The 9,257-nt window shown below is 71.8% G+C and carries 10 protein-coding genes; 5 read left to right on the forward strand and 5 right to left on the reverse strand.

The window, feature by feature from the left end:
• Window positions 1–172: 172 nt before the first annotated feature.
• From ABZZ22_RS26170 to ABZZ22_RS26180, 3 genes are read right to left on the reverse strand one after another with little or no spacing between them, the layout of a single operon-like run.
• Complete coding sequence (locus tag ABZZ22_RS26170; RefSeq protein ID WP_354938199.1) at window positions 173–577, reverse strand: RidA family protein; 405 nt, start codon at window positions 575–577, stop codon at window positions 173–175.
• A gap of 26 nt (window positions 578–603) precedes the next feature.
• Window positions 604–1,353, reverse strand: a complete 750-nt coding sequence (locus ABZZ22_RS26175) for an IclR family transcriptional regulator (RefSeq protein ID WP_354938202.1) — start codon at window positions 1,351–1,353, stop codon at window positions 604–606.
• Window positions 1,350–2,375: a sugar kinase gene (locus ABZZ22_RS26180; RefSeq protein ID WP_354938205.1), complete on the reverse strand. Its 1,026-nt coding sequence runs from the start codon at window positions 2,373–2,375 to the stop codon at window positions 1,350–1,352. The genes ABZZ22_RS26175 and ABZZ22_RS26180 overlap by 4 nt, the downstream gene beginning before the upstream one ends.
• 123 nt (window positions 2,376–2,498) lie before the next feature.
• Here ABZZ22_RS26180 and ABZZ22_RS26185 point away from each other — a divergent pair, with 123 nt between their 5' ends.
• The 5 genes from ABZZ22_RS26185 to ABZZ22_RS26205 all read left to right on the forward strand — a co-directional run bounded on the left by ABZZ22_RS26185 (window position 2,499) and on the right by ABZZ22_RS26205 (window position 8,142).
• The gene (locus ABZZ22_RS26185; protein ID WP_354938208.1) at window positions 2,499–3,830 is read left to right on the forward strand and encodes an amino acid deaminase; all 1,332 of its coding nucleotides are present in this window, start codon (window positions 2,499–2,501) and stop codon (window positions 3,828–3,830) included.
• An 18-nt stretch (window positions 3,831–3,848) separates the two neighbouring features.
• Window positions 3,849–5,459: a D-aminoacylase gene (locus tag ABZZ22_RS26190; RefSeq protein WP_354938211.1), complete on the forward strand. Its 1,611-nt coding sequence runs from the start codon at window positions 3,849–3,851 to the stop codon at window positions 5,457–5,459.
• A gap of 8 nt (window positions 5,460–5,467) precedes the next feature.
• The gene (locus ABZZ22_RS26195; RefSeq protein ID WP_354938214.1) at window positions 5,468–6,106 is read left to right on the forward strand and encodes a bifunctional 4-hydroxy-2-oxoglutarate aldolase/2-dehydro-3-deoxy-phosphogluconate aldolase; all 639 of its coding nucleotides are present in this window, start codon (window positions 5,468–5,470) and stop codon (window positions 6,104–6,106) included.
• Between the two features lie 48 nt (window positions 6,107–6,154).
• The gene (locus ABZZ22_RS26200; RefSeq protein ID WP_354938217.1) at window positions 6,155–7,543 is read left to right on the forward strand and encodes a gluconate:H+ symporter; all 1,389 of its coding nucleotides are present in this window, start codon (window positions 6,155–6,157) and stop codon (window positions 7,541–7,543) included.
• A gap of 140 nt (window positions 7,544–7,683) precedes the next feature.
• A complete protein-coding gene (locus tag ABZZ22_RS26205; RefSeq protein WP_354938220.1) occupies window positions 7,684–8,142 on the forward strand; it encodes an OsmC family protein in 459 nt (152 codons plus the stop codon).
• A 32-nt stretch (window positions 8,143–8,174) separates the two neighbouring features.
• Here ABZZ22_RS26205 and ABZZ22_RS26210 read toward each other — a convergent pair whose 3' ends face one another.
• Window positions 8,175–8,711: an HIT domain-containing protein gene (locus tag ABZZ22_RS26210; protein ID WP_354938224.1), complete on the reverse strand. Its 537-nt coding sequence runs from the start codon at window positions 8,709–8,711 to the stop codon at window positions 8,175–8,177.
• Window positions 8,712–8,738: 27 nt separating this feature from the next.
• The coding region (locus ABZZ22_RS26215) for an FtsX-like permease family protein (RefSeq protein ID WP_354938222.1) at window positions 8,739–9,257 on the reverse strand (519 nt) is incomplete at its 5' end.

Raw genomic sequence — 9,257 nt, forward strand, 5'->3', positions numbered from 1 at the left:
AGATGATTGATGCAAGGGCTGGGCGAGCCGATTCGCGCTCGGCGCCGCGCTCGCAAAGGCCACTTCGTTCAGACCTCGCCTCGAAGGAATACCGGGCGTCTTTCGAGGGGCGGCAACGCCGCGAGCGCGGATGCCGAGTGCGAAGCGGCCGGTCAGACCGCGCATCAATCATCTAGCGGGCGACCGCCAGCGCGTCGATCTCGACGAGCATCTCCTCGCGCGGCAGGCCGGTCATCACGGTCGTACGACACGGCAGGATGCCGCCATCGGGGACCCGTGAGCCGATGAACTCACCGTAGGCGTCGTTCATCGCGGCGAAGTCGTCGCGGGTCGTCAGGTAGACCCGGAGCATCAGCACGTCCTCGAAGCCCGCGCCGGCGGCGGCCAGGATCGCCTCCACGTTCTGGAGGGTGCGCACCGTCTGGGCCTTCACGTCGCCGGGGAAGAGGTACTCGTTGGTGGCGGGGTCGACGGGACCCTGACCCGAGACCTGGATCAGGCCGCCACGGACGACGCCCTGGGAGAAGGTGTGCGCCGGAGCCGGGGCCTGGTCGGTGGAGATGCGGATGTCGGACATGGGTCGGGTTTCCTCTCGTGGTGTTCTCATGAGCTCCGGCCGGCCCAGTCGGCGGAGATCGCGTCAGTTGCGGCGAGGAGCTGCGGCACCAGGGCGCGCACCCCCTCGCGGGGCAGGATGACGTCGGGCACGGAGACGGAGACCGCGGCGATGACCCGCCCGGCCTCGTCGCGTACGGGCGCCCCGACGCAGTTGATGAAGTCCTCGTGCTCGGCGGCGTCCTCGGCCCAGCCCTGCTCGCGGGTCCGGGCGAGCACGTCTCGGTAGCCCGCCGCGTCGGCGATGGTGCGGCTGGTGAACGGGCGGAAGTCGATGCCCGCGATCACGGCGTCGCGCTCACCCGGCGGCAGGTCCGCGACGAGCACCTTCCCGACCGCGGTCGCGTGCAGCGCGGCGGGCAGGCCGACTCGGGAGTACATCCGGACGGAGTGGGTGCTCTCCACCTTGGCCAGGTAGATGGCCGCGCCGTTCTCGTACGCAGCGAGGTGGACGGCCTGGCCACCGGTCTCGGCCGCGAGCCGGGCCAGATGCGGCTGGGCCACGTCGCGGATCGCGTGCTGGGCCAGGGCCATCGTGCCGAGCGCGAACAGCCGGGAGCCGAGGTGGTAGCGCTGGTGGTCGTCGCGGCGTACGAACCGGTCGGCCTCCAAGGTGTGCAGGAGCCGCATGGCGGTGGTCTTGTGGACCTCGAGGCTCGCCGCCACCTGGTCGAGGGATCGCTCGCCCTCACCGAGCTCGATGAGGATCTGAAGCGCGCGGGAGAGGCTCTGACTCATCGGGGCTCCTCACAGGCCGTCAGCGCCGGAGAGTCGATGCCGGTGGCACTGACCCGGGTCGCGGCCCAGTCGTCCTCGGAACAGTCGAGCAGCCGGGCACGCACGCCGGCGGCCGGCGGAGTCGCGTGGTCGCCGGTCGCGGCCAGCACGCCCGCGGCGACCAGATGACCCTGTCGCAGCCTGCCGACCGCGCCGACGCCATCGACGAGCGCGGCGAGGTAGCCCGCCGCGAACCCGTCCCCCGCGCCGACCGGCTCGACGACCTCGACCTGAAGAGCGGGGACCTGCGCCGCGCTCCCATCCGGATCGTGCTCCGCGGCCGCGTGGGAGTCGGCCTTGATCACCAGGCGCGGGCGCTCCCCCAGAAGCTCGCGGAGCTCCTCCGGGGTGCACACACCGAGGGCCGCCCGAGCCTCGTCGGCGCCGAGCAGGACGATGTCGGCCGCGCGGAGCAGGTGGAGGAGCGGCGTGGTGCTGCGCTCGGTCCACAGCGCCGGTCGCCAGTTCAGGTCGACACTGAGCCGGAATCCCAGCTCCTCGCGCAGCTCCAGCAGGCGCACGACCAGGGCCGACCCTTCCTCGAGGATCCCGACGGTGATGCCGGAGGTGTGCACGACCTCGGCCGAGGCCAGCGCCGCCGCCACGCCGGGCCGGTCGAGCAGGTCGGCGTCCATCGCCGCCGCCGCGGAGCCGGCGCGGTAGTAGTGCATGCGGCTGCCGCCGGGCGCGGGCTCCTTCACGTAGAGACCCGTCGGCCGATCCGGGTCACGCTGGGCCTCGACCTCCACACCGCGGGTGGTCAGGTCGTCGGTCACGACGTCACCGAACGGGTCCTCGCCGAGCCGGGACACCCAGGCGGTGCGCACGCCCAGGGCGGCCAGCCCTCTGGCGACGTTCGCCTCGGCGCCACCGACAGAGCGGCTCAACGTCTGCGCCTCGGCGAGCGGCTGGTCGCCCTCCGGGCGCAGCACGACCATCGCCTCCCCGAGGCAGACCGCTCGCACGTCTCCGTTGCTGCCCACGAATGGGGCTCCTCCCTGTTGGTTCTGGGTCGACCGTTGACGGCCGGTGTGACCGATGCTACAACTAACGAATCAGATTACGCAATCATGATTGCACAATATGCAACGAAGGAAGGACGGGCCATGGATCACCCGGCAGCCCACATCGACGCAGCGGCCGTCGCGACGCTGCGTGAGGAGCGGGTCGACTGGCGCCACAAGGCGATCCCGCCCTCGTTATGGGGGAACACCGTCGCCGAGGTGCTCGAGGCCGCGCCGCCGCTCTCGGAGCTGCCCACGCCCGTCCTCTCGCTCTCCCGGGTCGCGATGACCCACAACCGCGACGTGCTGGCGGCCTGGTGCGCCGAGCGCGGGATCGCACTGGCACCGCACGGGAAGACCACCATGGCTCCGCAGCTGTGGGCCGAGCAGCTGGCTGCCGGCGCGTGGGCGATCACCGTGGCCAACCTCCCCCAACTCGCTGTGGCCCGCGCCTTCGGCGTCTCCCGGGTGATCGTGGCCAACGCGATCCTCTCCCCGCTCACGCTGCGCTGGATCTCCGACCGGATCACCGAGGACGCCGGGCTGGAGGTGATGGTGTGGGCCGACTCACCGCGGACGGTGGCCCTGATGCACGCGGCGCTCGCCGCCCATACCGCCGAGGTGGGCCCGCGCCGCCCGCTCGCCGTGCTCGTCGAGCGCGGCGCGGCCGGTGGTCGCACCGGCGCCCGGGACGAGCCGACCGCTGTGGCCGTCGCCGAGGCCGTCGCGGCCTCGCCGCATCTGGAGCTCGCCGGCGTCACCGGCTACGAGGGCGCCCTGGCGCACACCACCGACGAGGCCGCCCTCCAGGTCGTCCACACCTACGTCGACAGCCTGGTCTCGCTGCACCGGCGGATCTCCGGCCTGCTGCCCGCCGGCCGGACGCCTGTGGTGAGCGCCGGCGGAAGCGCCTACTTCGAGCAGGTCGCCGACGGGCTCGCCCCGCTCGTGGCAGGCGACGAGGCCCGCGTGGTGCTCCGCAGCGGCGCTTACATCACCCACGACGACGGCTTCTACCGCGGCATCTCTCCCCTCGGCAGCGCCCCGCGCACCACCGGGCCCGGCCTCCGCAGCGCCCTCCACGGTTGGGTGCGGGTCTCCTCCCAGCCCGAGCCCGGACTCGCGCTCTTCGACGCGGGCAAGCGCGACCTGCCCTTCGACGAGGGTCTTCCCGAGGTCCAGCTCGCGCGCGCCCGCACGCCCGGCGCCCCACCGGTGCCGATCACCGGCGCCACCGTGACGGCGCTCAACGACCAGCACGGCTTCCTCCGCTGGGACCCCGCCACCGAGGCGCCCGTCGTGATCGGCGACGAGCTCCGTCTCGGCCTCTCGCACCCGTGCACAGCATTCGACAAGTGGAGCCTCATCCCGGTCCTCGACGACGCCGACGCCGACGACCCAGTCGTCGTCGACCTCGTCCGGACCTGGTTCTGAGACCAGCCAGGAGCCACCATGACCGACCTGCTCATCCGCGACGCGACCGTCATCGACGGCACCGGCGCGCCGGCCTTCCACGCCCACGTCAGCATCGACGCCGGGCGGATCACGGGCATCCACACCGATGCCCCGCCGCCGGCCGCGCGGCGCACCGTCGACGCCGCCGGACGGGCGCTGACCCCGGGCTTCATCGACATGCACGCCCACTCGGACCTGCAGATCCTGGTCGCGCCCGACCACACCGCCAAGGTGAGCCAGGGAGTCACGCTCGAGGTCGTCGGGCAGGACGGGCTCTCCTTCGCGCCCGCCGACCCCGCCACCCGCGCGCACCTGCGCCGGCAGATCGCCGGCTGGAACGGCGAACCGGACGACTTCGACTTCGACTGGGACACCGTCGCCGGCTACCTGGACCGGCTCGACCGAGGGGTCGCGTGCAACGCGGCGTACCTCGTTCCGCAGGGGACGCTGCGACTGATGGTCGTCGGGCCGGACGACCGGCCCGCGACCGCCGCCGAGATCACCGAGATGGCCCGGCTGCTCCGGGTCGGGCTCGAGGAGGGCGCCGTGGGGATGAGCAGCGGCCTGACCTACCCGCCGAGCATGTTCGCCGACGACGAGGAGCTGGCCACGCTGTGCCGGGTCGTCGCCGAGGCCGGCGGCTACTACAGCCCTCACCACCGCTCCTACGGCGCCGGTGCACTGGAGGCGTACGCCGAGATGATCGCCGTCGCCCGAGCCTCCGGGTGCGCCCTCCACCTCACCCACGCGACCATGAACTTCGAGCCGAACCGCGGGCGAGCTGGTGAGCTGATCGAGCTCATCGACACCGGCCTCGCCGACGGCGTCGACATCACGCTCGACACCTACCCCTACCTCCCTGGCGCCACCACGCTCAGCGCCGTGCTGCCCAGCTGGTCGACATCCGGCGGCCCGGACGCCCTACTGGCACGGATCGCCGACCCCGGCGACCGCGCCCGGATCGCCTACGAGCTCGACCACGTCGGCACCGACGGCTGTCACGGCTGCGTGACCGACTGGCGCACGATCCAGATCAGCGGCGTACGCAACCCCGAGCTGTCCCGCCATGTCGGCCGCACCGTCGCCGAGATCGCCGAGGAGTCCGGCCAAGCGGCCACCGAGGTCTTCTTCGACCTGCTCGTCCGCGACCGGATGGCCACGACCATCCTCCAGCACGTCGGCCACGAGGAGAACGTGCAGACGATCATGCGGCACCGCACCCACTGCGGCGGCAGCGACGCGATCCTCGTCGGCGAGCGCCCGCATCCACGCGCGTGGGGCACCTTCCCCCGCTACCTGGCCCGATACGTCCGCGAGCTCGGCGTGCTCGACCTCGTCGACTGCGTCCATCACCTGACCGGCCGCCCGGCCTCCCGGCTACGGCTCCATGAGCGCGGCCTCGTCCGCGAGGGGTACGCCGCCGACCTGGTGCTCCTCGACCCCGACACCGTCCAGGACACCGCCACGTTCGAGGAGCCGCGACAGCAGGCGCGAGGCATCGACTGGGTCCTGGTCAACGGCACCGCCGTCATCGAGGACGGCCACCGCACCGGCGCACTGCCCGGACGGGCGCTGCGCCACACCGACGAAGGGACCCGAGCCCGATGAACAGTCCGATGACGAACCTGGTGATCGACACGCTCCGCGCCGACAAGGCCATGGTGGTCGTGCGCGCCAACCGTCTCGACGACCCCGTCGCGCTCTGCCGCGCACTGGCCGCCGGGGGAATCCGCACCGTCGAGCTGACCTATACGACGCCGGGTCTCACCGACCTCCTGGCGCAGCTCAGCGCCGAGGCCGACGACGACCTCGTCATCGGTGCCGGGACCGTGCTGAGCGCCGACCAGGCCAACGACGCCGTCGCGGCCGGTGCCTGGTTCCTGGTGACGCCCGGACTGCCGGCGGAGGCGGCCGAGATCGTCGCCGCCGGTCACGCCGCGGGTGCGGCTGTCATCCTCGGCGCCCTCACCCCGACCGAGGTCCTCGCCGCGACCTCGCTGGGCGCCGACGCCGTGAAGATCTTCCCGGCGCGTGCTCTCGGCCCGCGGCACCTCTCCGACCTGCGGGGCCCGTTCCCCGAGGTCGCCCTGATCCCTTCGGGCGGAGTCGATGCCGACAACGCCGCGGAGTTCCTGCAGGCCGGTGCCCTCGCCGTGACTGCCGGGACGTCGGTGGTCAAGCCTGCCGACGTCGACGAGGCGCGGTGGGACCAGATCACCACCAACGCCGCCCGGTTCCGCGCAGCCCTGCGCTGAGTCCGTCCCCCGACCCGTCCCCCACCCCGACCCCAGGGAGAACCAGCCATGCATTGGCTCCAGACAAGCACCACCGGCCTGCTGCTGCTCTGCGCAGCGGCGATCGCCGTACTCCTCTTCTTGATCATCAAGGTGAAGCTCGAGCCGTTCATCGCGCTCTTCATCAGCGGCATCGGTCTGGCCGTCGTCGCCGGCCTCTCCGTCGAGCAGATGGTGGGCACCGCCCTCTCCTCGAAGGAGTCGCTCATCGAGACCGGCTTCGGAGGGGTGCTGGGCCACATCGCGCTCATCATCGGCCTCGGCACCGTGCTCGGGTCGCTGCTCGAGCGCTCCGGCGGCGCCGACGTGCTCGCCTCGAAGCTGATCGGTCTCTTCGGTGAGCGCGGCACCCCGATCGCGATGGGCCTGGTCGGGCTCATCTTCGGCATCCCGGTCTTCTTCGACATCGGCATCTTCGTGCTCGCACCGCTGGTCTACGTCGCCGCGCACCGTGGCGGCCGGTCGCTCGTCCTCTACGCCCTCCCGGTCCTCGCCGGCCTCTCGATGACGCACGCCTTCCTGCCGCCCCACCCCGGGCCCACCGCCCTGGGTGGCCTCCTCGGCGTCGACCTCGGCTGGCTGATCATCATGGGACTGCTCTGCGGCCTGCCCGCGTTCGCCGCGGCCGGGATCCTCTTCCCGATGTGGATCGCCCCGCGCGTACAGGTCTCGGTGCCCGCGGAGTTCCTGGCCGCCGAGACCGAGGCCGAGAAGGACCCCACGCCCAAGACCCCGGTCTCGCTCGCCCTCGTGCTCACGATCATCGCCGTGCCGCTGATCCTGATCCTCGGCGCGACGTTCGGAACGATGCTGCTCGACCCGGGCCGCCTGCTCAGCCTGCTCACGTTCCTCGGCAACCCGGCGGTCGCGCTCACCATCGCCGTGCTCCTCGCCTTCTGGCTGCTCGGCACCCGGCGCGGGATGAGCCTCGAGGAGATCTCGGAGTTCACCGGCGCCTCGCTGCGCCCGGTCGGCATGATCCTGCTCGTCGTCGGGGCCGGCGCCTTCTTCGGCACCGTGATCTCCGCGACCGGCGTGGGCGCCGCCCTGGCCGAGGTGCTCTCCGACGCCGGCCTGCCGATCCTGCTGCTGGCCTACGTCATCTCCTGCGCGCTCCGGATCGCCCAGGGCTCGGCGACCGTGGCGATCGTGACCACCGGCGGCATCATCGCTCCGACCCTCGGCACCGGCTACTCGCAGCCTGAGCTCGCCGTGATCGCCGTGGCGATCGCCGCCGGCTCGATCATCCTCAGCCACGTCAACGACGGCGGCTTCTGGATCGTCTCGCGCTACTTCAACCTCACGGTGAAGCAGACGCTCGCGACCTGGACGGTGCTGGAGACCGTGCTCTCGATCGTCGGGTTCGCGGCCGCCGTCGTGGCCTGGGCGATCGTCTGAGGTCACTCTCCGCTGGACCTGGGCGGCCACCAGGATCGCTGCGGGCGTCGCGGACGCAGGGTGCAAGACGGGCCACGGGGCCCTCGCTTGCGGGACGTCGTGCCCTGTCCACAACCAGGCGACGAGACGACGCTCGGGTCATGGAAACCGACACAAGCACACCTTCGTCCGCCGCCCCGATGACCTACACGGTCGCGGGCCGCTCGACTGCAGGTGGACCCGCTCATGTTCACACCGCCAGCGAAACCGTCACCCTGGACGCCAGCTGGGGTGCGGCACCATCGGAGCTACCAGGTCCAGCACATCTGCTCGCCGCGGCGCTGGCGGCGTGCCTGCTGAAAAACCTCGCGCGCGCCAACGACCTGCTGTCGTTCCAGTACGAGCGCGCCGAGGTGCAGGTCACCGCCCGCCGCCAGGATGCACCGCCGAAGTTCACCGAGTTCGTCTACCAGCTGCGGCTGGTCACCAGTGAACCTCAACGGCGGCTCGACCTGCTGCAACGCAACCTGGAAGGCTACGGCACCGTCTACAACACCCTTGCCGCCACCTGCGACGTCCACGGCACCATCGTTGTCATTGCCTCCTCGGACGCACACTGACCCGGGCGTCATCGGGCGAGCTGGACCGCCGACTAACCCCAAGCCCGCGCGAGCAGGTCGCGGGTGTCGGTCAGCAGCTGCGGCAGGGTCCTGGTGCGACCGATGATCGGCATGAAGTTCTGGTCGCCGACCCAGCGGGGCACGATGTGCTGATGCAGGTGGGCGGCGATGCCGGCGCCGCCGGCGGTGCCCTGGTTCATGCCGATGTTGAAGCCCTCGGCCTGCGAGACACCGGCGAGGGTGCGTACGGCCTGCTTGGTCAGCACCGCCATCTCGGCGGCCTCCTCGTCGGTGGTCTCGACGTAGCCGGCGACGTGGCGGTAGGGGCACACCATCATGTGGCCCGGGGCGTACGGGTAGAGGTTGAGCACCACGAAGCAGGTCTCGCCGCGGTGGACGACCAGGCCGTCGGCGTCCTCGAGCGTGGGCACCCGGCAGAACGGGCACTTCGTCGAGGAGGGATCGCTGGGCTTGTTCTCCCCGCGGATGTAGGCCATCCGGTAGGGCGTCCACAGCCGTTCCAGCCCGTCGCCCTCGCCGATCCCGTCCTGGGTGAGTACGCCGTCCATCTCCGTCACTCGGCAAAGACTACTAACTCACTCTGATGTCTCTGCGCCCCGCAGGGTGTACGCCCCGGCGACGGCGGCTGCGAGCAGCACGACCAGGCAGGCCGCCGTGATCCCGGACAGCGCCTCCCAGGGGAAGGTCAGCGGCGCGTCGGGCACGTCGCGTACGACCGCCTGCCGCACCAGCCAGCCGGTGAAGGCGGTGATCGCGCCCCCGACCAGCAGCGCGCCGGCACCGGTGAACACCGTCTCCCAGAGGGCGGTCCGGCGCACCTGGCGGGGCGTGGCACCGAGCAGCCGGGCGGTGGCCGTCTGGCGGCGGCGCTGGCTCATCCCGATCAGGACGGCGTTGACGGCCGCGATCGCGGCGTAGACCCCGGCCGGGCCGAGCATCACCCACAAGACGATCGTGTTCGTCGCCCGGGCCTCGGCGGCGACCCCGTCGACCCACTCCCCGGCCGTGCTCACCTCGGCGCCGGTGTCGCGGATCGACCGTGCGGTCCCGGCGACGTCCGCGCCGGCGTCGGTGCGGACGAAGACCGTGCCGGT

The sequence above is a fragment of the Nocardioides sp. NPDC006273 genome, from assembly GCF_040613495.1.
Taxonomy (GTDB): Bacteria; Actinomycetota; Actinomycetes; order Propionibacteriales; family Nocardioidaceae; genus Nocardioides.